The 26,512-nt window shown below is 74.8% G+C and carries 23 protein-coding genes and 1 pseudogene; 13 read left to right on the forward strand and 11 right to left on the reverse strand.

The annotated features are described in order from the left end of the window. Window positions 1-24: 24 nt before the first annotated feature. Window positions 25-1,410, forward strand: coding sequence for an MFS transporter (locus ACIBAI_RS11005; protein WP_399033008.1), 1,386 nt, complete (start codon window positions 25-27; stop codon window positions 1,408-1,410). 41 nt (window positions 1,411-1,451) lie between these two features. Here the strand turns inward: ACIBAI_RS11005 and ACIBAI_RS11010 are convergent, their stop codons facing one another. After that, window positions 1,452-2,039, reverse strand: coding sequence for a Uma2 family endonuclease (locus ACIBAI_RS11010; protein WP_399033010.1), 588 nt, complete (start codon window positions 2,037-2,039; stop codon window positions 1,452-1,454). A gap of 109 nt (window positions 2,040-2,148) precedes the next feature. Between ACIBAI_RS11010 and thpR the strand changes: the two genes are divergently transcribed. Beyond that, window positions 2,149-2,727 carry an RNA 2',3'-cyclic phosphodiesterase gene (gene thpR / locus ACIBAI_RS11015; protein ID WP_399033012.1) on the forward strand — a complete coding sequence of 193 codons (579 nt, stop codon included), beginning with the start codon at window positions 2,149-2,151 and terminating at the stop codon, window positions 2,725-2,727. Between the two features lie 214 nt (window positions 2,728-2,941). Here thpR and ACIBAI_RS11020 read toward each other — a convergent pair whose 3' ends face one another. Then, window positions 2,942-3,937: an aldo/keto reductase gene (locus tag ACIBAI_RS11020; RefSeq protein WP_399033014.1), complete on the reverse strand. Its 996-nt coding sequence runs from the start codon at window positions 3,935-3,937 to the stop codon at window positions 2,942-2,944. 323 nt (window positions 3,938-4,260) lie between these two features. Next, window positions 4,261-4,935, reverse strand: coding sequence for a GDSL-type esterase/lipase family protein (locus ACIBAI_RS11025; RefSeq protein WP_399033015.1), 675 nt, complete (start codon window positions 4,933-4,935; stop codon window positions 4,261-4,263). A gap of 109 nt (window positions 4,936-5,044) precedes the next feature. Here ACIBAI_RS11025 and ACIBAI_RS11030 point away from each other — a divergent pair, with 109 nt between their 5' ends. Continuing rightward, window positions 5,045-6,013 (forward strand): WD40 repeat domain-containing protein, encoded by a 969-nt coding sequence (locus tag ACIBAI_RS11030; RefSeq protein ID WP_399033017.1) that lies wholly within the window; start codon window positions 5,045-5,047, stop codon window positions 6,011-6,013. Window positions 6,014-6,052: 39 nt separating this feature from the next. Here ACIBAI_RS11030 and ACIBAI_RS11035 read toward each other — a convergent pair whose 3' ends face one another. Then, window positions 6,053-6,829: a TetR/AcrR family transcriptional regulator gene (locus ACIBAI_RS11035; RefSeq protein ID WP_399033449.1), complete on the reverse strand. Its 777-nt coding sequence runs from the start codon at window positions 6,827-6,829 to the stop codon at window positions 6,053-6,055. Between the two features lie 131 nt (window positions 6,830-6,960). Between ACIBAI_RS11035 and ACIBAI_RS11040 the strand changes: the two genes are divergently transcribed. From ACIBAI_RS11040 to ACIBAI_RS11050, 3 genes and pseudogenes are all read left to right on the forward strand, one after another. Then, on the forward strand, window positions 6,961-7,932 hold the full coding sequence (locus ACIBAI_RS11040; RefSeq protein WP_399033019.1) for an ATP-binding cassette domain-containing protein: 972 nt from the start codon (window positions 6,961-6,963) through the stop codon (window positions 7,930-7,932). Continuing rightward, window positions 7,929-8,750 carry an ABC transporter permease gene (locus ACIBAI_RS11045; RefSeq protein ID WP_399033022.1) on the forward strand — a complete coding sequence of 274 codons (822 nt, stop codon included), beginning with the start codon at window positions 7,929-7,931 and terminating at the stop codon, window positions 8,748-8,750. The genes ACIBAI_RS11040 and ACIBAI_RS11045 overlap by 4 nt, the downstream gene beginning before the upstream one ends. Before the next feature lie 54 nt (window positions 8,751-8,804). Further along, a pseudogene (locus ACIBAI_RS11050) lies at window positions 8,805-9,005 on the forward strand (Scr1 family TA system antitoxin-like transcriptional regulator); the annotation flags it as partial. A gap of 219 nt (window positions 9,006-9,224) precedes the next feature. On the opposite strand, the gene serC reads toward ACIBAI_RS11050, so the two are convergent. Beyond that, window positions 9,225-10,343: a phosphoserine transaminase gene (gene serC / locus ACIBAI_RS11055; protein WP_399033024.1), complete on the reverse strand. Its 1,119-nt coding sequence runs from the start codon at window positions 10,341-10,343 to the stop codon at window positions 9,225-9,227. Between the two features lie 150 nt (window positions 10,344-10,493). Between serC and ACIBAI_RS11060 the strand changes: the two genes are divergently transcribed. Both ACIBAI_RS11060 and ACIBAI_RS11065 read left to right on the forward strand, forming a co-directional pair. Continuing rightward, window positions 10,494-13,391 (forward strand): FAD-binding and (Fe-S)-binding domain-containing protein, encoded by a 2,898-nt coding sequence (locus tag ACIBAI_RS11060; RefSeq protein WP_399033026.1) that lies wholly within the window; start codon window positions 10,494-10,496, stop codon window positions 13,389-13,391. Between the two features lie 69 nt (window positions 13,392-13,460). Beyond that, the gene (locus ACIBAI_RS11065) at window positions 13,461-14,393 is read left to right on the forward strand and encodes an EamA family transporter (protein ID WP_399033028.1); all 933 of its coding nucleotides are present in this window, start codon (window positions 13,461-13,463) and stop codon (window positions 14,391-14,393) included. Between the two features lie 261 nt (window positions 14,394-14,654). Here the strand turns inward: ACIBAI_RS11065 and pdxH are convergent, their stop codons facing one another. Beyond that, a complete protein-coding gene (gene pdxH, locus ACIBAI_RS11070) occupies window positions 14,655-15,323 on the reverse strand; it encodes a pyridoxamine 5'-phosphate oxidase (protein ID WP_399033029.1) in 669 nt (222 codons plus the stop codon). Between the two features lie 297 nt (window positions 15,324-15,620). On the opposite strand from pdxH, the gene ACIBAI_RS11075 reads away from it, so the two are divergent. Continuing rightward, a complete protein-coding gene (locus tag ACIBAI_RS11075; protein WP_399033031.1) occupies window positions 15,621-16,721 on the forward strand; it encodes a citrate synthase 2 in 1,101 nt (366 codons plus the stop codon). Window positions 16,722-17,263: 542 nt separating this feature from the next. Here the strand turns inward: ACIBAI_RS11075 and ACIBAI_RS11080 are convergent. Next, entirely contained in the window at window positions 17,264-17,860 is a 597-nt protein-coding gene (locus ACIBAI_RS11080) for a helix-turn-helix domain-containing protein (RefSeq protein ID WP_399033033.1), read from the reverse strand. Window positions 17,861-17,887: 27 nt separating this feature from the next. Between ACIBAI_RS11080 and ACIBAI_RS11085 the strand changes: the two genes are divergently transcribed. After that, the gene (locus tag ACIBAI_RS11085; RefSeq protein WP_399033035.1) at window positions 17,888-18,064 is read left to right on the forward strand and encodes a hypothetical protein; all 177 of its coding nucleotides are present in this window, start codon (window positions 17,888-17,890) and stop codon (window positions 18,062-18,064) included. A gap of 244 nt (window positions 18,065-18,308) precedes the next feature. Then, window positions 18,309-19,709, forward strand: a complete 1,401-nt coding sequence (locus ACIBAI_RS11090; RefSeq protein ID WP_399033037.1) for a PAS domain-containing protein — start codon at window positions 18,309-18,311, stop codon at window positions 19,707-19,709. A gap of 56 nt (window positions 19,710-19,765) precedes the next feature. On the opposite strand, the gene ACIBAI_RS11095 is transcribed toward ACIBAI_RS11090, so the two are convergent. After that, entirely contained in the window at window positions 19,766-20,521 is a 756-nt protein-coding gene (locus ACIBAI_RS11095; protein WP_399033039.1) for an SIS domain-containing protein, read from the reverse strand. Between the two features lie 392 nt (window positions 20,522-20,913). On the opposite strand from ACIBAI_RS11095, the gene ACIBAI_RS11100 reads away from it, so the two are divergent. Next, window positions 20,914-21,606, forward strand: coding sequence for a metal-dependent transcriptional regulator (locus ACIBAI_RS11100; protein WP_399033041.1), 693 nt, complete (start codon window positions 20,914-20,916; stop codon window positions 21,604-21,606). A 702-nt stretch (window positions 21,607-22,308) separates the two neighbouring features. Continuing rightward, entirely contained in the window at window positions 22,309-23,181 is an 873-nt protein-coding gene (locus tag ACIBAI_RS11105; protein WP_399033451.1) for an alpha/beta fold hydrolase, read from the forward strand. 10 nt (window positions 23,182-23,191) lie between these two features. On the opposite strand, the gene ACIBAI_RS11110 is transcribed toward ACIBAI_RS11105, so the two are convergent. The 3 genes from ACIBAI_RS11110 to ACIBAI_RS11120 form a co-directional block, all read right to left on the reverse strand. Next, window positions 23,192-24,784 (reverse strand): transporter, encoded by a 1,593-nt coding sequence (locus tag ACIBAI_RS11110; RefSeq protein WP_399033043.1) that lies wholly within the window; start codon window positions 24,782-24,784, stop codon window positions 23,192-23,194. Further along, the gene (locus tag ACIBAI_RS11115) at window positions 24,781-25,557 is read right to left on the reverse strand and encodes an ABC transporter ATP-binding protein (RefSeq protein WP_399033045.1); all 777 of its coding nucleotides are present in this window, start codon (window positions 25,555-25,557) and stop codon (window positions 24,781-24,783) included. The genes ACIBAI_RS11110 and ACIBAI_RS11115 overlap by 4 nt, the downstream gene beginning before the upstream one ends. Window positions 25,558-25,663: 106 nt before the next feature. Continuing rightward, window positions 25,664-26,329: a bifunctional DNA primase/polymerase gene (locus ACIBAI_RS11120; protein WP_399033047.1), complete on the reverse strand. Its 666-nt coding sequence runs from the start codon at window positions 26,327-26,329 to the stop codon at window positions 25,664-25,666. Between the last annotated feature and the right edge of the window lie 183 nt (window positions 26,330-26,512).

Genomic DNA, 26,512 nt, shown 5'->3' on the forward strand with positions numbered 1-26,512 from the left:
GCACTGAGCAAGGAGGCGAACCTTTTGAGTACGGGACCCGGAGCAGCTTCCGCCCCCGCACCGGACACCCACGACGACAAGACCACCTCCGACACCCCCGCCGGGACCGCCCCGGACACCCCCCGCAAGACCTCGATGTTCGCCTCGCTGAGGATCAGGAACTACCGCCTGTTCTTCCTCGGCCAGGTCGTCTCCAACATCGGCACCTGGATGCAGCGCATCGCCCAGGACTGGCTGGTGCTCTCCCTCACCGGCTCCTCGGCCGCCGTCGGCATCACCACGGCCCTGCAGTTCCTGCCGATGCTGCTGTTCGGCCTCTACGGCGGCGTCCTCGTCGACCGCCTGCGCAAGCGCCCCACGCTGCTGGTCACGCAGACGGCGATGGCGCTGACCGCGCTCGCCCTGGCCGCCCTGACCCTGACCGGCCGCGTCCAGGTCTGGCACGTCTACGTCGCCGCCTTCGCCGTGGGCCTCGCCACGGTCGTCGACAACCCGGCCCGCCAGTCCTTCGTCTCCGAACTGGTCGGCCCGCACCAGCTGCAGAACGCGGTCAGCCTGAACTCGGCCAACTTCCAGTCGGCCCGCCTGGTCGGCCCCGCCGTCGCGGGCCTGCTGATCACCGGCGTCGGCACCGGCTGGGCGTTCCTGCTCAACGGCCTGTCCTTCGTCGCGCCGCTCACCGGCCTGCTGCTGATGCGCGCCCGCGAGCTGCACGTCGTCGAACGCGCCCCGCGCGGCAAGGGCCAGCTCCGCGAGGGCCTGCGCTACGTCGCCCGGCGCCCGGAGCTGATCTGGCCGATCGTCCTGGTCGGCTTCGTCGGCACCTTCGCCTTCAACTTCCCCGTCTACCTGTCGGCCTTCGCCGACGACGTGTTCCACGCGGGCGCGGGCGCCTACAGCATGTTCAACACGCTGATGGCGGTCGGCTCGGTGGCCGGCGCGCTGCTGGCCGCGCGGCGCGGCACCGCCCGGCTGCGGCTGCTGATCGGGGCCGCGGCGGCCTTCGGCGCGCTGGAGATCCTGGCGTCCGTCACACCGACGCTGTGGATGTTCGCCCTGCTCATGGTCCCGCTGGGCCTGTTCGGCATGACGGTGAACGTCACCACGAACACGAGCATCCAGATGGCCACCGACCCGGCGATGCGGGGCCGCGTCATGGCCCTGTACATGATGGTCTTCCTCGGCGGTTCGCCGGTCGGCGCCCCGATCGTCGGCTGGATCACGGACACCTACGGCGCCCGTGCCGGCTTCGCCGTCGGCGGCGCCGTCGCGGCCCTCGCCGCCGCGGTGATCGGCCTGATCCTGGCCCGCGTCGGCAACCTGCGGCTGTCCGTCGGCTGGCACCGCGGCCACCCGCACGTCCGCTTCGTGCCGCGCGAGCGGCGGGAGGAGCTGACGGCGGCGGCGTGAGCCGGCCGCCCTCCGCCGGCGCCGGCCCGGCCCGGCCGGCGTCAGTCGCGGGGGAACTCGTCGGTCTTCAGGACGAGGTCGACGACCGTCCCGGTCAGATCGATCTCATGGCCGAAGTCGAGGCCGAGGACGCCCCGGTACTCGCCGTCCCGGGGGAGCGTGTGCAGGTGCCAGCGGCCGGTGTACGGGTCCACGACCAGGTACACCGGCACCCCGGCGGCGGCGTAGGCGTCCTTCTTGGGGCCGTAGTCGTTGGCGGCGGTCTGCCGGGAGATCACCTCGGCGACGAACCGGACGTCCGCGCAGCGCCACAGTCCCCTGGAGTCCTTGACGGCGCCCTCGCCCAGCAGCGTCACGTCGGAGGCGAAGCCGTTGAGGTGGCCCGGGTAGTCGATGCGGACGGCGGACTTCACGCGCTGACGCGGGTACTTGGCGCGCAGTTGGTCGTAGATGTCCGCGATGATCTCCCAGTGGGTGTCCCGCTGAGGCGCCATGAAGATGTTCCCCCCGACGATCTCGATCCTGTAATCCTCGGGGACGGGCATCCTCTCCACCCACTCGAACATCATGTCGAGGGTGAGTCCGCCGCCGCTCTCGGCCATCTCGATCCTGTCTGCAAGGACGGTCATCGGGGCGCTCCTCCCCGGCTGCCCCGGCACTCGTGCAGCCGCGCGGTACAACGATACGCACGGTGACCGGGACACGCCCGGATCCCGGCGCGGCGGGCAGACTGGCCCCATGAGACTGTTCGCCGCCGTCCTGCCGCCCGACGACGTCACCGGACAGCTCGCCGCCGAGGTGGCCGCGCTGAGGAAGCTGCCCGGAGCGGACGGGCTGCGCTGGACCGGCCGCCCCGGCTGGCACTTCACGCTCGCCTTCTACGGCGAGGTCGACGACGCCCTCGTGCCCGGCCTGGCGGAGCGCCTGGAGCGGGCGGCGCGGCGCACCGAGCCGTTCCCGCTGGCCCTGCGCGGCGGCGGGCAGTTCGGGCGCGGGCGGGCGCTGTGGACGGGCGCGGACGGCGACCTGCGGGCCCTCGGCCTGCTGGCCGGCCGCGCCGAGGCGGCGGGGCGCAAGGCGGGCGTCGAGCTCGGGGAGCACCGCCGCTACAAGGCCCACCTGACGGTGGCGCGCGGCCGGGAGCGGGAGACGGTGGACGTCCGGCCGCACCTGGCGGCCCTGGCCGGGTTCACCAGCCGCACCTGGACCGTGCGGGAGCTGGTCCTGGTGCGCAGCAACCTGCCGAGGTCGGGGGCGCCGGGCGAGCAGCCCCGCTACGAGACGGTCGGCCGCTGGCCGCTCGGCGCGGCCGGTTAACCTCGATGCCGTGGACCCGAAGACCCGGAACCGGATCATGGCCGGTGCGCTCGTGCTGATGTTCGTGGTGGTGGCGATGGCGGCGGCCCTCGGAAAGTAGCCGGCCGCCGCCCCGCCCGTGCCCGGCGGACCGCCGGACGGAGGGCTCCGTCGGCGGACCGCCGGACGAGGGATCGCGTCGGCGGACCGCCGCACGGAGGACGCCGTCAGCGGACTACCAGGCGAAGGCCTCCGGCGACGGCCCCGGCCCGGGGAAGATCTCGTCCAGCCCGGTCAGCAGCTCCTGCGACAGCTCCAGCTCGACGGCGCGCACGGCCGAGGCGAGCTGCTCGGCGGTGCGCGGGCCGACGATCGGGCCGGTCACGCCGGGCCGGGTGAGCAGCCAGGCCAGGGCGGCCTCACCGGGCTCGACGCCGTGCTTGTCGAGCAGGTCCTCGTACGCCTGGACCTGCGCGCGGACCGCGGGGTCGGCCAGGGAGTCGGCGGCCCGGCCGCTCGCCCGGCGCCCGCCCTCGACCTCCTTCTTGATCACGCCGCCCAGCAGGCCGCCGTGCAGCGGCGACCAGGGGATGACGCCGAGCCCGTAGTCCCGCGCGGCCGGGATGACCTCCATCTCGGCGCGGCGCTCGGCGAGGTTGTACAGGCACTGCTCGCTGACCAGGCCGATGGTCCCGCCGCGCCGGGCGGCGATCTCGTTGGCCTGGGCGATCTTGTAGCCGGGGAAGTTGGAGGACCCGACGTACAGGATCTTGCCCTGCTGCACCAGGACGTCGATCGCCTGCCAGATCTCCTCGAACGGGGTGTCCCGGTCGATGTGGTGGAACTGGTACAGGTCGATGTAGTCGGTCTGCAGCCGCTTGAGGCTGGCGTCCACGGCCCGCCGGATGTTGAGGGCGGACAGCTTGTCGTGGTTGGGCCAGACGGAGGCGTCGTCCGGGCTCATGTTCCCGTACACCTTGGTGGCGAGGACGACCTTGTCGCGCCGTCCGCCGCCCTGCGCGAACCAGTTCCCGATGATGCTCTCGGTACGGCCCTTGTTCTCGCCCCAGCCGTACACGTTGGCGGTGTCGAAGAAGTTGATGCCCGCGTCCAGCGCCGCGTCCATGATGGCGTGGCTGTCGGCCTCGTCGGTCTGCGGACCGAAGTTCATCGTCCCGAGGACCAGCCGGCTGACCTTGAGTCCCGTGCGTCCGAGCTGCGTGTACTTCATGGCTCACAAGCCAACGTCCTGGAGTGGGCTCTAGGCAAGCGCGCTCGCCCCCGTGTTCTCCGTCCGGCCGAGCCCCGCCGGGCGGCCGCCGGTCCCGGTCGCGGCCCGCGGCACGGGGGACACCGCGTGCGCCGCGGCGCGCGGGAGGGCGCGGGGCGGGCCGGAGACGACCGCGCGTCCGGGTGAACCGGGTGAGGGCCGGGGCGGGGCCGCGCCTTCCGCGAGCACGGCCGCGCAGGACAACGACGCACACGGTGGATCGGGGCACGGAGGGATCCGCGCGAGCCGGTTTCCCCGGCTCCCCGGCGGGTGCCCGCGGACCGTCACAGGGCGTAGGGCTCGCCCAGGTCCCACGCCTGGTGCATCGCGTCCGCGAAGGCCGCCGCGATCTTGTGCTCGCCGCTCGCGCCGGGGTGCGTGCCGTCGTAGGTGTCGGTGCGGAGGTCGTACGACGGGGGCGGCGAGGCCAGGAGCAGGGGGGAGCGCGGCTCGTCCAGGTCGGCGACCGTCTTCGCCAGCAGTTCGTTGAAGCGGGCCACCTCCGCCGCGAACGCCGGCTCCGACGCGGCCCGTATGTTGGGTATCACCGGCAGCACGACCATCCGGATCCGGGCGTTGCCCGCCCGCGCCCCGGCCACGAAGCTCCGCACGTTCCGCGCGGTCTGCTCGGCGTCGGTGTAGAAGCCCAGGTCGATCAGGCCGAGCGAGACGAGCAGGACGTCCGCCCGGCCGGCCCGTACCGCCTCGCCGATCAGCGGGGCCATGTGCAGCCAGCCCTCGCCCCAGCCGGCCAGGTGGGCGCGCGGGAAGTCCGGATCGGCGTAGGCGTACGACGTCGGCGCGTCCGCCGCCTTGTCGTAGAGCGCCTCGCGCGGGCCGACGAGGGTGAACGGGCCGCCGTACGACCGGCACAGGTGCTGCCACAGCCGGTAGCGCCACGTGTGGTCGCCCGCGCTCCCGATCGTCATGGAGTCACCGACGGGCATGAACCTGAGCATCCGCTCATGATGGTCGATCGCGGCGCCGTGCGGGGTGTGAGACCGGCCACGCGCCCCTCGATCACCTCGCGCGCCCGTGAACCGGCCGCGGTGATGGCAGGCTTGGGTCATGCGCCGACCGTTCGCCTGCCTCGCCGCGGCCCTCCTCGTGGGCGGATCCGCCGTGCCCGCCTCCGCCGCCGACGGGAACGAGAGCTTCACGATCAGGGACCCGCGCATCACCGAGTCCAGCGGCCTGGCCGCCTCGCACCGGCACCCCGGCGTCTACTGGACGCACAACGACCAGGACGAGGGGGCCTACCTCTACGCCGTCGACAGCCGCACCGGCGAGACCGTCGCCACGATCACCATGACCGGCGTGGGCGCCCCCCGCGACGTCGAGGCCATCGCCATCGGCCCGGACGACCAGATCTACGTCGGCGACATCGGCGACAACGACGGCGTGGTGTGGGACCACGTGTGGGTCTACCGGCTCCCGGAGCCCCAGCGGCTTCAGGACCAGGCGGTCCGCGCCACGCAGTACGTCGTGCGCTACTCCGACGGGCCCCGCGACGCCGAGTCGCTCGTGGTGCACCCGAAGACCGGGCGCGTCTACCTCATCGACAAACAGGAGGAGGGCGGCCACCTGTACGAGGGGCCCGCCCGGCTCTCCCCCTCCGGGACCAACGTCTTCCGGCCCACCGCCCCCGTCGACCTGTGGGCCACCGACGCCGCCTTCTCGCCGGACGGCGAACAGCTCGCCGTGCGCGGCTACTTCGGCGGCCTCTGGTACGCCTGGAACGGCGGGAGGATCGAGCGCAAGGGCCGGCTCAGCGTGCCCTTCCAGGCGCAGGGCGAGTCCATGACCTACTCCGCCGACGGCACGAAGCTGATGTACGGCAGCGAGGGCACGGAAAGCGCCGTGGAGGCGAAGGACGCGCCCGGCGCCCCCGAGCCGCCCGCGGCGAACGGGAGTGCGCAAGGCGGCGGCGCGGACGGCGGAGAAGGATCCGGCGACGGCCTCAGGACCGGCGCCCTCGCCGTGGCCGTGGCCTGCGCCGCCGTGTTCGGGCTGCGGCGGCTGATGCGGCGGGGGTGAACCGGACCGGCGGCCGCCGGACCCGGCCCACGCCGGCCGTCATCCCCTCCTCCGCCGGGCGACCAGGACCTCCAGCCCGTCCAGGAGGCGCTGCAGGCCGAAGTCGAAGTGGTCGAAGTCGTCCGAGAAGGCGTCCTCGGAGAGCGCGGCCGCCGTGGGGAACCGCCCGCTCTCCATGGCCCGTTCGAGGAAGGGCCGCTGCTGCGCCCAGAACTCCTCGTGACTCAGGCCGGTCTCCTTCGCCGCCTCGGCGGCGTCGATCTCCATGCGCGCGATGCCGCCCGTGAAGCTCTGCACCGCGATGATCACCGAGATCAGCTCGGGGTCGCTGAGCCCCATGTCCTTGAGCGGGACCAACGCGACCTCCAGGGAACGCAGGGAGCCCGGGCCGAGGACCGTGCGCGCCTGGTTGACGCGCAGCAGCCAGGGGTGACGCCGGTAGTGCTCCAGGTAGCCGCGGGCCAGCGCCTCGACGGCCTCCCGCCAGCCGGCCGCCTCCGCCGTCGCCGCCCCGTCCCGCTCCCGCTTCTCGCGCGCGGAGTCCAGGGCCCGGTTCTCCACCCGGTCGAGCATGAGGTCGAGCAGTTCGGCCTTGCCCGGCACGTACCGGTACAGCGACATCGTGCCGACGTCGAGCGCGGTGGACAGGCGGCGCATCGACACCGCCTCCAGGCCCTCCGCGTCCGCGATCTCGACGGCCGCGTCGACGATCCGGTCGAGGCTCAGGGCGGGCTTGGGGCCCCGGCTGGGGCGCTCACCGGTGCCCCACAACAGCTCCAGGCTGAGCTTGAGATTGCCGCTGCCGCCGGTCTCCATCCGCGTCATGGGCATCAGCGTAGCCCCGCTGACGTGGCGTTCCCCTGGTCCGGGAAAGCACTGGACAGAAACTGAGTACGGCGTACTCTATTGTGGGTACACCGTACTCAGTTGCATGGGGAGGGGTCGGCGTGAACGGACTCGACGGATACGCCGTACGGGCCGAGGGCCTGGAGAAGCGGTACGGCGACAAGCGCGCCCTCGACGGCTTCGACCTGGCCGTCCGCGAGGGCACCGTGCACGGCCTGCTCGGACCGAACGGCGCGGGCAAGACCACCGCCGTGCGCATCCTGTCCACCCTGGCCCGGCTGGACGGCGGCCGGGCGACGGTGGCCGGCCTGGACGTGGCCCGGCAGCCGCGGGAGGTGCGCGCCCGGATCGGGCTCACCGGGCAGTACGCGGCGGTGGACGAGGTGCTCACCGGCCGGCAGAACCTGGAGATGTTCGGACGCCTGTTCCACCTGGGCGGCAGGCGGGCCCGGCTCCGGGCCGCCGAGCTGCTGGAGCGGTTCGGCCTGACCGACGCCGCCGACCAGGGCGTCGGCGGCTACAGCGGCGGCATGCGGCGCCGTCTGGACCTCGCCGCCTCGATGATCCTGGCCCCGGCCGTCCTGTTCCTCGACGAGCCGACGACCGGGCTGGACCCCCGTGGCCGGGGCGAAGTCTGGGAATCCGTGGGCGAACTGGTGGCGGGCGGCACCACCGTCCTGCTCACCACCCAGTACCTGGACGAGGCCGACAAGCTGGCCTCGCGCATCACCGTCGTCGACCGGGGCCGGGCGATCGCCGACGACACCCCGGACGGGCTGAAGAACCGGATCGGCGGCGACCGGATCGAGATCGTGGTCGCCGAGCGGGCCGAGCTGCCCCGGGCCGTGAAGGCGGTCGCCCGCGTCGCGGACGGCGAACCCGAGGCGGACGAGGACGGGTTGCGGGTGCACGCCCCGGTGACCGACCGGGTGACCGCCCTCACCGAAGTGGCCCGGACGCTGCGGGACGAGGACGTCCGGATCGAGGACATCGGGCTGCGCAGGCCGAGCCTCGACGACGTGTTCCTGCGCCTGACCGGACACCGCACACAGGAGAAGGAGACCGCCGCATGACCACCGTGGACCTGACCGCCCCGGTCCCGCACGGCCGCGCGTACTGGCTGCTCGCCGACTGCTGGAACGTCGTCCGCCGCGGCCTGCTCCACTACCGGCGCCAGCCGGTCAACATCGTCTGGCAACTGGGCTTCCCGATCCTGTCCGTGCTGCTGTACGGCTATGTCTTCGGCAACGCGGTGAAGGTGCCCGGCGGCGGGGACTACCAGGACTTCCTGATGCCGGGGATGTTCGTGATGACCATGGCGTTCGGCTTCGTCAACACGGCGACGCTCGTCGTCCACGACTCCACCAAGGGCGTCGTCGACCGGTTCCGCTCCATGCCGATGGCGCCTTCCGCCGTGGTGACCGGCCGCGGGGTGAACGATCTGATCACCGCCTGCGCGGAATTGGGAATCATGATGCTGACCGCGCTGGCCATGGGCTGGCGGCCGGACGGCGGCTGGGGCTTCGCCGCCGCGTTCGGGCTGCTGCTGTGGCTGCGGTTCGCGTTGATCTGGGCGGGCGTGTGGCTCGGCCTGCTCGTGCCCGACCCCGAGGCCGCGGGCGGGCTGTTCGCGGTCGCGTTCCCGCTGACGATGATCTCCAGCGTCTACGTCGCCCCGCAGCTCATGCCCGACTGGCTGGGCCGGGTGGCGGCCTGGAACCCGGTCTCCTCCACGGCGGCGGCCACCCGCGACCTGTTCGGCGCTCCGGCCGGTGGCGGCGACTCCTGGGTCGAGCGGCACGCCCTGCTGATGTCAGGGCTGTGGCCGCTGGCGCTGACGCTGGTCTTCCTGCCGCTGGCGGTGCGCCGCTTCCGGAAGCTGAGCCGGTGAGCGGCCGATCCGCCGCTCGCCCCGCACGGCGGCGGACCCGGCACCCTCACCCCTGAGCGGACTGCTCGGCCGGTGGAGGTGAGGACGCGGCGGCAAAAGAGGATCGCGGGAGGCGAGGCCGGGTACGCCGCTGTCGTCCGGGAGGCGGTCATCGAGTATCCCCTGGCGAGCACGGAGATCCACCGGGAGCGGCTGTCGGCGATCCTCGAGGTCGGGAAGCGGGAGAACGCAACCGTGCGGGTTCCACCCTTCGGCGCGGGACCGCTCGTGGCCGCGCGACCGGGCGGATGCGCGGAAGCGGACGGCAGGTCCGGCACGGCCGCGCCGTCCGCGACAGCAGGACGGATTCCTCCTCGCCGTCTCCCGCCTGAGCCGGCAGGCGTCCCTCCGGCGGTCCTGAGCGGCACGCCCACGCGAGGGGCGCCCGGCGGACCGTCCGCCGGGCGCCCCTCGCGCATGTCGTACGGGCGACGACTACAGCCGCTCGATCACGTAGTCGACGCACTTGGTCAGCGCCTCGACGTCCGCCGGGTCGATCGCCGGGAACATCGCGACGCGGAGCTGGTTGCGGCCGAGCTTGCGGTACGGCTCGGTGTCGACGATGCCGTTGGCGCGCAGCACCTTGGCGACGGCGGCGGCGTCGACCTCGTCGGTGAAGTCGATCGTGCCGATGACCTGGGAGCGCTTGGCCGGGTCGGCGACGAACGGGTTGGCGAACTTCACGTCCTCGGCCCAGCCGTACAGCGTGCGCGCCGAGGTGGCGGTGCGGTGGACCGCCCAGTCCAGGCCGCCCTGGCCGTTGAGCCACTCCAGCTGCTCGTTGAGGAGGAAGAGGGTGGCCAGCGCCGGGGTGTTGTACGTCTGGTTCTTGCGGGAGTTGTCGATCGCCGTCGGCAGCGAGAAGAACTCCGGGATGTGGCGGCCGGAGGCGTGGATCCGCTCGGCGCGCTCGATCGCGGCCGGGGAGAAGACGCCGATCCACAGGCCGCCGTCGGAGGCGAAGGACTTCTGCGGGGCGAAGTAGTAGACGTCGGTCTCGGCGATGTCGACGGGCAGGCCGCCGGCCCCGGAGGTGGCGTCGACCAGGACCAGGGCGCCCTCGTCGGCGCCGGCCACCCGCCTGATCGGCATGGCGACGCCGGTCGAGGTCTCGTTGTGGGTGAAGGCGTAGACGTCCACGCCCGCCTCGGCGACCGGCTCGGGGTGCGTGCCGGGGTCGGCGGAGATGACGTCCGGCTCGGCCAGCCACGGGGCGAGCTTGGCGGCCTTGGCGAACTTGGAGGAGAACTCGCCGAAGCTGAGGTGCTGCGACCTGTTCTCGATCAGGCCGTGGGTCGCGATGTCCCAGAACGCGGTGGAGCCGCCGTTGCCGAGGACCACCTCGTAGCCGTCGGGCAGCTGGAACAGCTCGCGGATGCCCTCGCGCACCTTGCCGACCAGGTTCTTGACGGGGGCCTGGCGGTGGGAGGTGCCCAGGAGGGAGGTGCCGGTGGCGGCGAGGGCGTCCAGCGCCTCCGTCCGCACCTTGGAGGGACCCGCGCCGAAACGTCCGTCCGCGGGCTTGATGTCAGAGGGAATCTGGATCTCAGCCACGGACGGGAGCGTAGTCGCTCCGGTAAACCGGGCGAAACGTGTTCCGTCGGGTGAGACGCCATCGGGGTGAGCGGCGGGATCCGGGCGCCGCGGCCCGGCCCCGTCCGCCGGACGCCTGACGGGACGCGCGCGGGCTGCTTTGCTGGACGTATGGCCGATCTTGAGAGTGAGCTGCGCGAGGCCGTCCGGGGGGACGTCGGGTTCGACGTCGCCTCCCGGGCGCTGGTCACCATGGACGCGTCCAACTACCGGCGGGTCCCGCTGGGGGTCGTGGCGCCGCGGGACGCCGACGACGTGGCGGCCGTGCTGGCGGTGTGCCGGGAGCACGGCGTGCCGGTCGTGGCGCGCGGGGGCGGGACCTCGATCGCGGGGCAGGCGACCGGCACGGGCGTGGTGCTGGACCTCACCCGGCACATGAACCGGCTGGTCGCCCTGGACCCGCGGGAGCGCACGGCCGTCGTCCAGCCGGGCCTGGTCCTCGACCGGCTCCAGGAGGCCGCCGCCCCGCACGGCCTGCGCTTCGGCCCGGACCCCTCCACGCACAGCAGGTGCACGCTCGGCGGCATGATCGGCAACAACTCCTGCGGCGCGCACTCGGTGGCCTGGGGCACGACCGCGGACAGCGTGCGGGAGCTGGACGTGATCACCGCGCGCGGGCAGCGGCTGCGGCTCGGGCGGGGCTGGGCCGGGGCGCCGGACGGGCTGCGGGCGCTGGCCGAGGGAGAGCTGGCGCGGCTGCGGACCGGCTTCCCCGAGCTGCCCCGCCGCATCTCCGGGTACGCGCTGGACGCGCTGCTGCCGGAGAACGGCGCCGACGTGGCCCGCTCCTTCTGCGGCTCGGAGGGCACGCTGGGCATCCTCACCGAGGCGGTCGTCCGGCTGGTCGAGGCGCCCCGCGCGCGGGCGCTGGCCGTGCTGGCGTACGCCGACGAGAGCGCCGCCGCCGAGGCCGCGGCCGGACTGCTGCCGCACCGGCCGCTCACCGTGGAGGGCATGGCGGCCGACCTGGTGCCGTCCGCGGCGGGGCTGCCGCGGGGCGGGGCCTGGCTGTTCGTGGAGACCGGCGGCCAGTCCGAGCAGGAGGCACGCGCGCGGGCCGAGGCGATCGCGCGGGCGGCCGACGTCGTGGACTTCCTGGTGGTGGCCGATCCGGGCGCCCAGCGCGCGCTGTGGCGGATCCGGGAGGACGCCGCCGGCACGGCGACCCGGATGCCGGACGGCTCGGAGGCCTGGCCCGGCTGGGAGGACTGCGCGGTGCCGCCCGCCCGGCTCGGCGCCTACCTGCGGGACTTCCGGGCGCTGCTGGCCGCGCACGGACTGCGCGGCACGCCGTACGGGCACTTCGGGGACGGCTGCATCCACGCCCGGATCGACTTCGACCTGCTGACCGAACCGGGCGTCGCCCGCTTCCGCCGCTTCTCCGAGGAACTGGCCGATCTGGTCGTGGCGCACGGCGGCTCGCTGTCCGGCGAGCACGGCGACGGGCAGGCGCGCGCCGAGCTGCTGCCCAGGATGTACGGCACGGAGCTGGTGGCCCTCTTCGAGCGGGCCAAGGGCGTCTGGGACCCCGACGACCTGCTCAACCCCGGGATGCTGGTGCGCCCCGCGCCCCTGGACTCCGGCCTGCGCTTCTCCGTCCTGCCGCGCGAGCCCGTCGACGTGACCTTCGGCTACTCCGCCGACGGCGGCGACTTCGCGGCCGCCGTACGCCGCTGCGTGGGCGTCGCCAAGTGCCGCACGACGTCGGTGTCCGGGGCGGCCGTGATGTGCCCGTCCTTCCGGGCGACGGGGCAGGAGGCGCACTCCACGCGCGGACGGGCCCGGCTGCTGCACGAGATGCTGGCGGGCGAGCTGGTCACCGACGGCTGGCGCTCGACGGAGGTGCGGGACGCGCTGGACCTGTGCCTGTCCTGCAAGGGGTGCCGCTCGGACTGCCCGGTCGGGGTCGACATGGCCACCTACAAGGCGGAGTTCCTGCACCACCACTACGCCGGCCGGCGGCGCCCGGCCGCGCACTACAGCATGGGCCGGCTGCCGCAGTGGCTGCGCTGGGCTTCCCGCGCCCGCGCGGCGGCGGCCCTCAACGCGCTGGCGGGCGTACGGCCCCTCGCACGGGCCGCCAAGCGGCTGGCCGGGATCGCGCCGGAGCGGGAGATCCCGGAGCTGGCGCGGGAGACCTTCAGCCGGTGGTGGCGCGCCCGGCGGCCGGCGGAACGGCCGGACGGCGACCTGGTGGTGCTGTGGCCCGACACCTTCACCGAGCACCTGACGCCGTCCGTCGGCCGGGCCGCCGTGCGCGTGCTGGAGGCGGCCGGGCTGCGGGTGGCGCTGCCGCCGACGCTGCGGACGCGCGGGCGGCCGGTCGGCGACGGCCGGACCCGCTCGGCCGCGGCCCTGCTCACGGCCCGCCGCGGACGCGTGTGCTGCGGTCTGACGTACGTCTCCACCGGCCAGCTCGACCGCGCCCGCGCGGTGCTGCGGCGCACGCTCGACCTGATGGAGCCGGTGCTGGCCACGGCCGCGCCGGTCGTCGTCCTGGAGCCGAGCTGCGCGGCGGCCCTCCGCGCCGACCTGCCCGAGCTGCTGCCGGACGACCCGCGCGCCGCCCGGCTCGCCGGCCGCGTCCTGACCTTCGCCGAGGCGCTGGAGCGGCACGCCCCCGGCTGGACCCCGCCCCGCCTGGACCGCACGGCCGTCGGCCAGACCCACTGCCACCAGCACGCCGTCCTCGGCGACGCCCCCGACCGCCGCCTGCGCGAGGCCGCCGGCCTCGCCGGCGGGCTCAGCGGCGGCTGCTGCGGCCTGGCCGGCGACTTCGGCTTCACCCGGGGCCACTTCGAGGTGTCGCGGGCCTGCGCGGAGGAGCAGCTCCTGCCGTCGGTCCGCCAGGCCCCGCCGGACGCGGTGGTCCTCGCGGACGGCTTCTCCTGCCGCACCCAGCTGGAGCAGCTGGCGGGGGTGCGGGGGCGGCACCTGGCGGAGGTGCTGGCGGAGGCGCTGGAGGACACGGGCCGCCGGGACAGCTCCATATCCGGTTCACACACCTGACGGGGTCCACTACCCTGGACCGGTAAGTGCATCACGATGAACGAAGCCCGTCGATCCCCGGATGTGCCCGTGACCACCCCCAGCGCCGCCCCTCCCAGCACCGCCGCCACCCCCGCCCCGGGGAGCGCCCCGCACCGCCGGGGCGCCCTCGGGCCGGTCGGCCTCGTCCTCGCCGGAGGCGTGTCGGTGCAGTTCGGCGGCGCGCTGGCGGTGACGCTGATGCCGCGGGCCGGCGCGCTGGGCGTGGTGACGCTGCGCCTGCTGGTCTCCGCGATCGTGCTGCTGCTGGTCTGCCGGCCCCGGCTGCGCGGGCACTCGCGCACCGACTGGGGCACGGTCGTCGTCTTCGGCCTCGCCATGGGCGCGATGAACGGCCTCTTCTACCAGGCCGTCGCCCGCATCCCCCTCGGCCCCGCCGTCACCCTGGAAGTGCTCGGCCCGCTCGCCCTGTCCGTCCTCGCCTCCCGCCGCTTGATCAACGTCGTGTGGGCCGGGCTCGCCCTCGCCGGCGTCTTCCTCCTCGGCGGCGGGGGCTTCGGCGGACTCGACCCGGCCGGCGTCGCCTTCGCGCTCGGCGCCGGCGCGATGTGGGCGGCGTACATCGTCTTCAGCGCCCGCACGGGGCGGCGCTTCCCGCAGGCCGACGGGCTGGCGCTCGCCATGGCCGTCGCGGCCGTGCTCTTCCTGCCCCTCGGGATCGCCGAGTCGGGCGCGAGGCTCGTCGACCCGGTGACGATCGCGCTCGGCGCCGCCGTCGCGATCCTCTCCTCCGTCCTGCCCTACACCCTCGAACTCCTCGCCCTGCGCCGCCTGCCCGCCTCCACCTTCGCCGTCCTGATGAGCCTGGAACCGGCCCTCGCCGCGACCGCCGGCTTCCTCGTCCTCGACCAGGCCCTCGCCACCACCGAGGCCCTCGCGATCGCCCTGGTCATCGCGGCGAGCATGGGGGCGGTGCGGACGCAGACGGGACGGGGCGGGGCGAAGGAGCCGCGGAAGGGGTAACCCCCGCCCGCGCGGACCCCCCGGGGCCCGGGACCCGCCGCACCGTCCAGGGCCTGCCGGACACGGCCCGCGGCCCGGTTCCGGCCGGCCTGCGCGCCGACGGCACCGCCCGCGCTACGGACGGGCGGTGGTCCAGCGGGCGCGGGCGCCGCGGAAGCCACCGGGCCCAGGCGCTCCGGGGACGGCCCTCCCCGGCCGCCCGCTCGGGGCGCGGGTCGCCTGCTCGGGGACGGGCCGCCCGCTCAGGGGCCGGCCGCCCGTTCAGGGGCTGAGCCGCTCCACCCGCCAGCTCCCGTCCGGCCGCGCCACGTACCGCAGCCGGTCGTGCAGCCGGTTCTCCCGGCCCTGCCAGAACTCCACCGCGTGCGGCACCACCCGGAAGCCGCCCCAGTGCGGCGGCACCGGCACCTGCTCGCCCTCGGGATACCGGGCGGCCAGCTCGGCGTACGCCGCGTCCAGCTCCGCACGCCCGGCGATCACCGCGGACTGGGCGCTCGCCCACGCGCCGAGCCGGGAGCCGTGCGGGCGGGTGCGGAAATAGGCGGCCGTCTCGTCCCGCGCGGTGCGCCGCGCCACCCCGGAGACGATGACCTGGCGGGCCATCGGGTGCCAGGGGAAGAGCAGCGAGACGTGCGGGTTCTCGGCCAGGTCGCGCCCCTTGCGGGAGCCGTAGTTGGTGTAGAAGACGAAACCCTGCTCGTCGAAGTGCTTCAGCAGCACCGTGCGGGAACTGGGCCGGCCCTCGGCGTCCGCCGTGGAGACGACCATGGCGTTCGGCTCGAACATCCCGCCCTCCGTCGCGGCCTGCGCGAACCAGCGGGCGAACTGCTCGACGGGAGAGGCGGCCAGATCGGTCTCGGAGAGCCCCTCCGCCCGGTACTGCTTGCGCATCGAGGCGAGATCGAAGGGAACGGCGTCTCGGTCGGTCACGCGGTCATCTTGCCGTATCGCGGCCCCGGCCCGTCCCGCGGGAGAGTGTCCTTCGTCACCGAGTGGCACTGAGTGCCGCGACTACTCCCCAAAGGTGGCACTCAGGGATATCGTGCTGCTTCCGATCCGGTGGGATGACCGCCGGCCGCACCGGGCATCACCGGGGTACGCGCGGGGACCGCGAGTCGGCGACGGACGACCGCGGATCCACCGGGCGGACACCGCGTCCGACGTCCGGCCCACGGCCGTCCCGCCCCACAACACCGTCCGTCGTCCCACCTCACGAGGAGCCGCCTGATGTCCGACTTCGTACCCGGACTCGAAGGGGTCGTCGCGTTCGAAACGGAGATCGCCGAACCGGACAAGGAAGGTGGGGCGCTCCGCTACCGGGGCGTCGACATCGAGGACCTGGTCGGCCACGTCTCCTTCGGCAACGTATGGGGACTGCTCGTCGACGGGGCCTTCAACCCCGGCCTGCCGCCCGCGGAGCCCTTCCCCATCCCCGTGCACTCCGGCGACATACGCGTCGACGTGCAGTCCGCGCTCGCCATGCTCGCCCCCGTCTGGGGCCTGAAACCCCTCCTCGACATCGACGCCGAGCAGGCCCGCGACGACCTCGCCCGCGCCGCCGTCATGGCCCTGTCCTACGTCGCCCAGTCCGCCCGCGGCCAGGGCCTGCCCATGGTCCCCCAGCGCGAGATCGACAAGGCGCGCTCCGTCGTCGAACGCTTCATGATCCGCTGGCGCGGCGAGCCCGACCCCAAGCACGTGGCGGCGGTGGACGCCTACTGGACCTCGGCCGCCGAGCACGGCATGAACGCCTCCACCTTCACCGCCCGCGTGATCGCCTCCACCGGCGCGGACGTGGCCGCCGCCCTCTCCGGCGCCGTCGGCGCCATGTCCGGCCCGCTGCACGGCGGCGCCCCCTCCCGCGTCCTCGGCATGATCGAGGAGATCGAACGCACCGGCGACGCGGAGGGATACGTCAAGCAGGCCCTCGACCGCGGCGAACGCCTCATGGGCTTCGGCCACCGCGTCTACCGCGCCGAGGACCCGCGGGCCCGCGTCCTGCGCCGCACCGCCCGGGAACTGGGCGCTCCCCGCTTCGAGGTCGCCGAGGCACTGGAGAAGGCGGCCCTGGAGGAGCTGCACAACCGGCGCCCCGACCGGATCCTCGCCACCAACGTCGAGTTCTGGGCGGCCATCGTCCTGGACTTCGCCGAGGTCCCGGCCCACATGTTCACGTCGATGTTCACCTGCGCCCGCACGGCCGGCTGGTCGGCCCACATCCTGGAACAGAAGCGCACCGGCCGCCTGGTCCGCCCCTCCGCCCGCTACGTCGGCCCGGGCCCGCGCGACCCGCGGGAGATCGAGGGCTACGCGGACATCGCCCACTGAGCCGGGCCCACCGGCCCGGAAGGCCCCCGTACACGCAGACGACCCGCGAGTCGGGTTCCTCCGGGGAGGAGCCGGCCGGACGTACCGGCGACTCGCGGGTCGGGTGACTGCTTGGGATTGGGCCGGCTGTACGCGTCTCTCACGTACTGGTCCGGCACCGCACTGGGTGTGGTGGCGGACCGCTAGCCCGCAGCCACCTCACGCGTCCGGTTTTCATACATCTGCCGAACCACCTCCCTTCTCGTGTAATCCCCACCCTAAGAAGCGCCCGGCCCGCGATCAACCGTTTTTTCGAAGCGCCGGCGTTCCGCGCACGAGGCGGCGGGGACGGCCCCGGCCGGAGCGGCGGGCGGCACCCGGCGGTCCGGTGCCCGGGGAGCGGGGCGGTCACGCGCGGGCCGTGGCCGACGGCGACCGGGGGCAGGTGTGCGGGACCTCCTCCGCCCGGTCCGGCGGGCGGGCGCGAGCCGGCCGACGCGTGCCGGGAGGGCGCCGCCGGTCCCGCCGGCCGGCCCGCGTCCCGCGGCGGGACGGGTTTCCGCTCAGTCGTCGAGCAGCCGCCACGCGGTGAGGGCGAGCCGGGCCCTCGTCAGTCCGGCGGGTTCGGTGAGGTCGATCCCCAGGGTCCTCGCGATCTGTTCGAGCCGCCGGGCGACGCTGCTGTGGTGCAGGTGGAGGAGGTCTGCGGCCCGGCGCAGGGAGCCGGTGGCGCAGTAGGTGCCCAGGGTCTCCAGGTCGTCCGGGTGGCCGGCGAGGCGGGCGATGGCGGCCACGTCGGCGTTGCCGCGGGAGACCTCCCGGGGGATCTCGGCCAGGAGCGCCAGCGCGCCCAGGCCGGTGTAGTGGACGACGGGTTCGCGCGGGGTGGTGAAGCGCAGGGCGGTACGGGCGGCCGTACGAGCCCGTCGGCCGGCCCCGATCCCGGGCGGCTGGAGGCGGCCTTGGACGGCGTCCGCCGGGCGGGGGTGCCGGGGGTGTACGCCGAGGTGCGCGCGGACGGCCGGACCTGGCGCGGCGCCGCCGGGGTCACCGATGTCGCGACCGGCCGTCCGGTCCGCGCCCTGGACGGAACGACGATCGACTACGGCCTCGGTCTGCACCGGGTCGACGTCCCGGGCTGCGGGACCTTCTGGGGGCACGACGGCACGGTCTGGGGAGCCGGGACGATGCCCCTGACCCGGGCCGACGGCGGGCGCCGGATGTCCGTCGCGGTCGACCTCACGAGGTGGAACGAGCTGGACTCCTCGGGGAAGCCGCGGCGCCACCCCGTCGACGACGCGCTGTCGGCGCTGCACCGGCAGGCGATGTGCGGCGACGCGGACGCCCGGGACGGGACCCCGTAGCCCTCCGCGTCCGTCCCGCGGCCGGGGCGCCGCACGCCCGCCGGCCGGGGGCGCCGGACCGCGGCGGCGGGGACGCCGCCGTCGCGGCCCGGGCGGGGGTGTCGCCGGGGGCGTGTTCTGGTCGTGCAACGATTCCCGCAATCTTGCGGGAACCCGGTGTGTGCTGCGTCACGTTCGAGTTGAATGAAGGTGAGTGAGCGAACCGACGCGCCGTAGGTGCGGACGCGGCCTGCAGGGGGTCCAGGTGAGTGCTTCCCGGCGTAGTGGGACCACCGACGAGCTGGGACCGGACGAGCCGGAGCAGCCCGAGCGGGACGGCGCCGATCTGCTGGCGGCGCTGCTCGACGGGATGGACGCCGCCCTGTGCGCCTTCGACGCCGACGGGGTCGTCACCCACTGGAACCGCGAGGCGGAGCGGATCCTGGGGTGGACCGCGGCCGAGGCGGTGGGGCGGCGGGGGTTCGCCGGGTGGGCCGTGCGCAGCGCGGACGCCGCGGAGGTCGAGGCGCGGCTGATGTCCGCCCGGCACGCCCCGGGGCGGCAGGTGCACGAGTTCGCGCTGCTGACCAAGGACGGCGGCCGGGTGCTGGTGCGGACGCAGTCGGCGGCCGTGCGCGGGCCGGACGGCCGGCCCGCGGGTGTCTACTGCGCCTTCAGCGAGGTGCACGCGCAGATCGACCTGGAGCGGTCCATCGCGCTGAGCGAGGCCCTGTTCGAGGACGCGAGCTGGGGGGTCGTGCTCGTCGACGCCGATCTGCGGCCCGCCGTCGTCAACGCGCACGCGGCCCGGGCGCTGGGCACGGGGCGCACGACGGTCCTCGGGCGGCCGCTCGGGGAGCTGCTCGCGCAGGGCGTGGAGGAGCTGGAGAGCGCGCTCACGCACGTGCTGGCGGAGGGCGCGCCGCCCGCGCCCGCCGAGATCTGGGTGAGCGTGCGCACCCCGGAGGGCGAGCGGCGGCGCTGCTGGCGCAGCGGGTTCCTGCGGCTGGCCTCGCCGCTCGCGGAGGAGCCGGTGCCGCTGGGCGTCGGCTGGCTGTTCCAGGACGTGACCGAGGCCAAGCAGGGTGAGCAGGAGGCGGCGCTGCTGCGGTTCCGGGCGCAGCAGCTGCACCGCGCGGCGCGGGCCGCCGCCGAGTGCGAGGACCCGGCGGAGGCGGCCGTCGTCCACCTGGACTTCGCGCTCGCCGGGTTCGCCGACCACGCGCTGATCGACCGGGTGGCGGGCGGGGCGCGGGCGGACACGGAGGCGGGCCCGGTGCGGCTGGTGCGGATCGCGGCCACGCCCGCGGGGGCGCCCGGGCCGAGCCTGCCGACCGGTGCGGCCGGGCTGCCGGTGCGGTACGACGAGGGGCACCCGGCGGTGCAGTGCGTGGAGCGGGCCGGTGCGGTGCGGGTCGGCGCCGGCGTCGGGCCGGCCGAGCGGGCGCGCGCGTGGGCGCTGGCCCGGCAGTGGCCGGCGGACGCGGTGCACGCCCTGTGCGCGGTGCTGCGCAGCAGGGGGCGGACGCTCGGCGTCGTGACGTTTCTGCGCACGGCCGGGCGCGGCGCGTTCGAACGCTCCGACGTGACGTACGCGGAGGACGTGGCGGTGCGGATCGCGACGGCGCTGGATCTGGCGGGGGTGGCGGCGGAGCGGGAGCGGTAGGGGGCGCGGCCCGGGACGGCGGGCGGCGCCGCGCGGTGCCGGCCGGGGAGCGGCGCTCAGTGCCGGTAGAAGATGCGGTCCCGGTACTGCTCCAGGACGCGGCCGTTCCAGTCGTGGCCGCCGTCCACGTTGCCGGAGCGCAGGAGCGGGGGCTCGACGCCGCGGCCGGCGAGGGCGGCGGTGGCGGTGGCCAGGACGGCCTGGAGGAGGGCCGTGGTGACGACCGTGGAGGCGGGGGCGAAGGGCGCCGGCACGGTGTCCAGGGTGAGCTCCGCGTCGCCGACCGCGATCTTCGAGTCGAGGACGACGTCGCAGTGGTCCTTCAGGAAGGTGCCCGAGGTGTGCCGGGACTCCGTCTGCGTGGCGTACGCCAGCGAGGTCACGCCGATGACCTTCACCCCGAGCGCGCGGGCGTTCAGGGCCATCTCCACGGGGAGCGCGTTGCGGCCCGACAGCGAGATGATCACCAGGGCGTCGCCCGCGCGGAGGGGGGAGTTGTCCAGGACGGCGCTCGCGAGGCCGTCCACCCGTTCCAGCGCGGAGCCCAGCGTGGCCGGCATCACGTCGACGCCGACGACGCCGGGTACGGCCAGCAGGTTCATCAGGGCGAGGCCCCCGGCGCGGTAGACGACGTCCTGCGCGGCGAGCGAGGAGTGACCGGCGCCGAAGGCGAAGAGCCGGCCGCCGGCGACGACGGTGTCGGCCAGCAGCGTGCCGGCGGCCTCGACGGCGTCGGCCTCCTCGTCGCGGACGCGGTGCAGCAGGCCGATCGCCGCGTCCAGGAACCGGCCGGCCGGCTTGCGGTCGCTCATGCGTGGCCCCTTCGGTGTGCCTGTGTCGCGGTGCCTGTGTCGCGGATCACGGTGCGGTCTGGACCAGTGCCGTGTCAATACGGGTGCGGGGGCGGGCGTCGCGCGGCCGTCCGGGGGCGCGGCGGGGGCGGCGGGCCCCGTTCCGGCACCGGGGCGGCCGTCCCCGCGCCCGCGGGAGGTGCCCGCGGGCCGGGGGCGGCCGCGCCGCGGAGGCGCCCGTGGTGCGCGAGGGGCGCCGGGGGCGCCGCGTTCCCGCCGCCCGGGGTCCGGCGACGCCGTCGCTCCGACGGCGCGGCACGGTTGTCGGTGGTATGCGTCAGAATTGAAGCCAGGGCCAGCGCACGAGCCGGGAGAGCCGTCGAGCCTCCGGCCGATCTCATCGAGGGGCACGTATGTCCGGACTGATCGACACCACGGAGATGTATCTCCGCACCATCCTCGAGCTGGAGGAGGAAGGTGTGGTCCCCATGCGTGCCCGGATCGCCGAGCGGCTCGACCAGAGCGGGCCGACGGTCAGCCAGACGGTGGCGCGGATGGAGCGCGACGGCCTGGTGTCCGTCGCCAGCGACCGGCACCTGGAGCTCACCGAGGAGGGCCGCCGGCTCGCCACGCGGGTGATGCGCAAGCACCGGCTCGCGGAGTGCCTGCTCGTCGACGTGATCGGGCTGGAGTGGGAGCAGGTGCACGCCGAGGCCTGCCGCTGGGAGCACGTGATGAGCGAGGCCGTCGAGCGGCGCGTGCTGGAGCTGCTGCGGCACCCGACCGAGTCGCCGTACGGCAACCCGATCCCGGGCCTGGAGGAGCTGGGCGAGAAGGACGGCGCGGACCCGTTCCTGGACGAGGGCATGGTGTCGCTGGCCAGTCTCGACCCGGGGCCCGAGGGCAAGACGGTCGTCGTGCGCCGGATCGGTGAGCCGATCCAGACCGACGCGCAGCTGATGTACACGCTGCGCCGGGCCGGCGTGCAGCCCGGCTCGGTGGTGAGCGTGACGGAGTCGGCGGGCGGCGTGCTGGTCGGCAGCGGCGGCGAGGCGGCCGAACTGGAGTCGGACGTCGCCTCCCACGTGTTCGTCGCCAAGGCCTGAGCGCGTCCGGGGCGGCCGCCCGCGGCGATGCCCGGAGCGGCCGGACGGCCCGTCGCCGCATACGCGTCACGTCCCGTGGCGGGCACGGACGTTGCGGCGGTGTTTCGGTTCCGGGGAATCCGGGATCCGATGCGCCGAACCGGGGCGTTCGGCCGCCGTGCGTGCGACGCTGGGCGCGAGGCATATGACCTGAGGGCTCTTGGCCGTGGTCCGGCGGGTGACGCCGCCCGGCGGGGGAGGGGGCGGGAGGATGTGCCGCGGAGACGTTCTGGGCCCCGGCGCCGCAGGGCGCCGGGGCCCGTCCTCCCCTGTGCTGACCCGGAGCCCCGAGCTCTCAGGGTCATTCCCCTCGGACCGGTTTCCCCGAGCGGTCCGCCTCCCGTTGAAGATCTCCCCGCCGTGGCGGCGCTCAATCCCCGACAGGTGTCACTCGAAGGAGGGGTGTTGTCCAGCGGGACAGTATTTTCGAACTTACATTCGATAGCCTGCGGGTGACGGACGGCGACGGGCGCGCGCTGACAGGAATGTGCACCGGCGTACTCCCCGGACGCGCGCCCTGACGGCCGGCGTCGGAGAACGGCAGGACAGCGGTACGACGACACGTACGGCAGGCACGGCAGGCAGGGCAGGCAGGACACGGTCCACAGGACCGGCCGGCTCCGGCGGGAGCGGGCGGAGCGGAGCTTGGGGGTGCCGGGAACCATGGCGCGGCGCATCGACGTGACCGGGGCGGACGGCGTACGTCTCGCGGCCTGGGAGTTCGGGGACCCGCCCAAGAACGGGCCGGGGGAGGGCGACGGCTCCCCCGGGGTGCTGTTGCTGCACGGCCTGATGGGCCGGGCCTCGCACTGGGCGGCCACGGCCCGCCGGCTCTCCGGCCGGTACCGCGCCGTCGCGCTCGACCAGCGCGGCCACGGCCGGAGCGACAAGCCCCCCGAGGGGGCGTACACCCGCGAGGCGTACGTCGACGACGCCGAGGCCGCCCTCGAACAGCTCGGCCTCGCCCCGGCCGTCCTCGTCGGGCACGCCATGGGCGCGCTGACCGCCTGGCAGCTCGCCGCCAGGCGGCCCGACCTGGTCCGCGGGCTGGTCGTCTGCGACATGCGGGCCTCCGCGCTCGGCGCCGCCTCGCAGCGCGAGTGGGCGGAGTGGTTCAAGGCCTGGCCGGTGCCCTTCGCCACCCTGGCCGACGTGCGCAAGTGGTTCGGCGAGGACGACCCGTGGGTGGAGCGGCCGAATCCGGCCCGGGGCGAGTTCTACGCCGAGGTGATGGCCGAGACCTCCGACGGCTGGCGGCCCGTCTTCGAGCCGGAGCAGATGCTCCGCTCCCGCGAGACGTGGGTGTACGACGCGCACTGGGAGGAGCTGGCCCAGGTGCGGTGCCCGACGCTGGTGGTGCGCGGCCTGGACGGCGAACTGGGCCGGGCCGAGGCGCAGGAGATGGTCCGCGTCCTGCCCCGCGGCCGGTACGCGGAGGTGCCCGACGCCGGCCACCTGGTCCACTACGACCAGCCGGAGGCGTGGCGGGCGGCGGTCGAACCGTTCCTGGACGGCCTCCGGGACACGGGGACGTGACGCGCGCCCGTCACCCCTTGCTGACCGCAGCCAGGATCTCCGGCAGCCGCCCGGCCGCCCGCGGGGCGGCCAGGCGCAGGCCGAGCGCCGTCAGCGCCGCCCCGTACGCGGCGCCGGCCGGCAGCAGCAGCCAGGTCCACCCGTCGCCGTCCGCGCCGGCGTGCAGCCAGACCGTCAGCGCGATGACGGGGGCGCACAGCAGCGCGGCGGCGACCATCCCGCCGAAGATCGAGATCCAGGCGAGCCCGGTCTGGCCGGGGGCGACGTTCTTGTAGCCCTCCTGCGGGACGGAGTACGGGAAGCGGGCGGAGGTCCACGCGCCGGTCGCCAGCATCGCGCCGAGCAGCGCGAAGGACAGGCCGAGCGCCTCGGGCAGCCGCGGCCAGTCGCCGAGCATCGCCGTCGTCACCACGGTCACGAGGGTGGCGTACGGCAGGGTGATCAGCAGCAGGGCCAGGGCGCGGGCGCGCAGTTCCAGGTAGGCGTCCCGGGTGGTGGAGATGGTCAGCGCGACCATCCAGAACGCGGACGTGTCCTGGCCGAACTGGTTGTACATCTGGATGCCGAGCATTCCGGCGGCGAAGCAGGCGAAGTACACCGACCCGGTGCCCTGCCAGGCGTTGAACACCGGCACGATCAGGCCGATGGCCAGCGACGTCACCCACGCCGCCTTGGTCTTGGGGTCGCGCCACACGTACCGCAGGCTGCGTTCCATGACCGTGCCGGTGCGGCCCGCGGGCAGCAGCCGCGCGAGTCCGGCCGAGGAGCGGTCGCGGGCCGCCGGCCCGGCGGCGGGCAGCGTGGACCCGTCGGGCTCGGTCATCAGCCGTGTCAGGTGCCGCGCCCACACCCACAGCAGCGCCGCCAGCGCGCCCGCGCTCAGCGCCAGTTGCGCCAGCGCCACCCCGTACGCCCCCTCGCTCGCCGAGTGCGCCGCGTCGACCGCCGACGCGGGCGGCACCCACCGCAGCACCCCGGCCACCGGGTCGAGCTGCGCCAGCCCGCCCGAACCCAGGCGTTGCGCGCCGAAGTTGACGGCCTGCGCCCCGACCGCGACGAGCAGCCCGCTGAGCACCGCGAGGTCCCGCCCCCGGCGGCTGGTCAGCAGCCGTACGTTGGCGGCGGCGACGGCCCGCGCGAGGGCCACGCACACCAGCAGCGCGAGCACGGCCCCGGCGACGCCGACGGCGTACGCCGCCCCGCCGTGCGCGACCGCGATCACGGAACCGGCGAGCAGGCACAGGGTGAACAGCGGCCCGACGCCGACCAGCGAGGCCGCGAGCAGCGCCCGCACCAGCGGCCGGGGCCGCAGCGGCAGCACCACCAGCCGGGTCGGGTCGAGCGTCTCGTCGCCGCCGGGGAAGAACAGCGGCATCACCGCCCATCCCAGCCCCACCACCGCCACCAGCGGCGCGATCAGCGACGCGGCGTGCGGGTGCCCGCGCAGCGCGACCAGCCCGGCCAGCTGCAGCGCGGCGAAGAGCAGGGCGACGACGGCGGAGGCGACGTAGGCGGCCCGCCGCCCGCCGGACTGCCTCAGCCCGTTGCGCAGCAGCGACAGCTTCAGCCGTACGACGACGGGGGTGAGTCCGGTGGCGCTCACCGGGCGCCACCGCCGCCCAGCCAGTCGAGGTCGGCGCCGGCGTCCCGGCCGTCGGCGCCGACGAGTTCGAGGAACGCCCGCTGCAGCGAGGGCGCGTCCCCGCGGACCTCGGCGAGCGGCCCGTGGGCGCGGATGCGGCCCGCGGCCATCACGGCCACCCAGTCGCACAGCGACTCCACGAGCTCCATGACGTGGGAGGAGAAGACGACGGTCGCGCCCGACGCGGTGTACCGCTCCAGCACGCCCCGGATGGTCTGCGCGGAGACCGGGTCGACGCCCTCGAACGGCTCGTCCAGGAAGAGCACCTCGGGGTTGTGCAGCAGCGCGGCGGCGAGCCCGATCTTCTTGCGCATGCCGGTCGAGTAGTCGACGACCAGTTTGTGCTGGGCGCCGGCCAGGTCGAGGACGTCGAGGAGCTGCGTGGCCCGCTTGTCGACCTCGGCGCCCGGCAGCCCGCGCAACCGCCCCGAGTAGGCGAGCAGTTCGCGCCCGGAGAGCCGCTCGAACAGCCGCAGCCCCTCCGGCAGCACCCCGATCCGCGCCTTCACCTGAACCGGGTCGCGCCACACGTCGTGCCCGACCACCTCGACCGTGCCCCGGTCGGGGCGCAGCAGCCCGGTCACCATCGACAACGTGGTGGTCTTCCCGGCCCCGTTCGGCCCGACGAGCCCGATGAACTTCCCCGCGGGCAGCTCCAGGTCGATCCCGGCGACGGCGGCATGCTGCCCGAACCGCTTCCAGAGATCTCGTACGCGTACGGCGCTGGCACCCACCGCATCTCCCTCCGTCGGGCAGAACCCTACGGCGGGACGGCCGCCCGCGAGGAGTGCGGGGAGCGTGCGAACGGCCCCGTGCGCGCCGGAACCGGACGGGCGGGCGTCAGCGGTCCCGCCCGCAGGCGTACGCGAGCGACGGGACCAGCTCCTCCGCGTCCGGCAGCCACCGGTTGGCCGGCGTGGGCCGGCAGACCCACTGCACGGCCCCCCGCGACCCGTACCGCGTGGGCGGCGCGGCCACGTACGCGCCCTCGCCCAGCACCGCCAGGTCGAGGGAGGCCGGCGACCAGCCCAGCCTGCGCACCAGGTCGGGAAGCTTGGCACCGGCACCCGGCAGCACGAAGAACTGCATCCGCCGGTCCGGCGTCAGCGTCACCGGCCCGAGCGTCAGCTCCAGCCGCTCCATCCGGGCCAGCGCCAGGAACCCGGACGTCTCGGGGACGGAGACCGCGTCGAAGGTACGGCCCGTGGGCAGCAGGACCGACGCCGCCGGCTGCTTCTGCCACAGCCGGCGGACGGCGGTCGCACTGCCCGTCGCCTGCGTCGCCCAGTCGGCGCGCGCCGGGTGCGCGCCGGGGAGGGCGCACGCGACGTCGCCGCAGGAGCAGCGCTGCACCCCGTCGACGGCTTCCAGCCAGGTCCCGGGGAACACGTCCCAGTGCCGCTCCTCGGCGTAGCGGACGGCTGCCTCCAGCAGCACTGTCCCGCGCTGCTGCGGAATCTGACCGGCAATCTGTGCGGCTCCGGGGCCCGGGATCGTCTCTTCCACGCTGATCTCAACTCCCGCGTCCACCTGGAGTTACGGCCGGAACGCGCGCGGGGGAGGAGCACCGGTTCCCGGTCCGGGGCGCATGGATGCATCCGCGGGGGCGCGCGAGAGGATCCGCGTCGGGAGCTGGGTAGCCAGGGGTGGGGCGGCGAACGCCACCCCGGCAAATCCTCGCAAGCCTCG

Source organism: Streptomyces sp. NPDC051041, from assembly GCF_044456065.1.
Classification (GTDB): Bacteria; Actinomycetota; Actinomycetes; order Streptomycetales; family Streptomycetaceae; genus Streptomyces; species Streptomyces glaucus.